Source organism: Stenotrophomonas maltophilia group sp. Smal13 (genome assembly GCF_030236855.1).
Taxonomy (GTDB): Bacteria; Pseudomonadota; Gammaproteobacteria; order Xanthomonadales; family Xanthomonadaceae; genus Stenotrophomonas; species Stenotrophomonas maltophilia_A.
The window spans coordinates 1-881 of the sequence record NZ_JASJSQ010000179.1 but is presented as its reverse complement, the minus strand read 5'-3'; the positions used below and the strand labels follow the sequence as shown (position 1 = coordinate 881).

The following is an 881-nucleotide window of genomic DNA, read 5'->3' as shown; positions in this document are numbered from 1 at the left end:
CGGCTCTGTTGCAAAAATCGTGAAGCTTGAGCATGCTTGGCGGAGATTGGACGGACGGAACGATGACGGATTTCAAGTGGCGCCATTTCCAGGGTGATGTGATCCTGTGGGCGGTGCGCTGGTATTGTCGCTATCCGATCAGCTATCGCGACCTTGAGGAAATGCTGGCGGAACGCGGCATTTCGGTCGACCATACGACGATCTATCGCTGGGTCCAGTGCTACGCCCCGGAGATGGAGAAGCGGCTGCGCTGGTTCTGGCGGCGTGGCTTTGATCCGAGCTGGCGCCTGGATGAAACCTACGTCAAGGTGCGGGGCAAGTGGACCTACCTGTACCGGGCAGTCGACAAGCGGGGCGACACGATCGATTTCTACCTGTCGCCGACCCGCAGCGCCAAGGCAGCGAAGCGGTTCCTGGGCAAGGCCCTGCGAGGCCTGAAGCACTGGGAAAAGCCTGCCACGCTCAATACCGACAAAGCGCCGAGCTATGGTGCAGCGATCACCGAATTGAAGCGCGAAGGAAAGCTGGACCGGGAGACGGCCCACCGGCAGGTGAAGTATCTCAATAACGTGATCGAGGCCGATCACGGAAAGCTCAAGATACTGATCAAGCCGGTGCGCGGTTTCAAATCGATCCCCACGGCCTATGCCACGATCAAGGGATTCGAAGTCATGCGAGCCCTGCGCAAAGGACAGGCTCGCCCCTGGTGCCTGCAGCCCGGCATCAGGGGCGAGGTGCGCCTTGTGGAGAGAGCTTTTGGCATTGGGCCCTCGGCGCTGACGGAGGCCATGGGCATGCTCAACCACCATTTCGCAGCAGCCGCCTGATCGGCGCAGAGCGACAGCCTACCTCTGACTGCCGCCAATCTTTGCAACAGAGCC

Annotated in this window: 1 protein-coding gene; it reads left to right on the top strand. The window is 60.6% G+C overall.

What is annotated here, in order from left to right; all coding sequences use genetic code 11:
- Nucleotides 1-62 precede the first annotated feature (62 nt).
- A complete protein-coding gene (locus QRO95_RS25250; RefSeq protein ID WP_001389365.1) occupies nt 63-827 on the top strand; it encodes an IS6-like element IS6100 family transposase in 765 nt (254 codons plus the stop codon).
- The last annotated feature ends 54 nt before the right edge of the window (nt 828-881 follow it).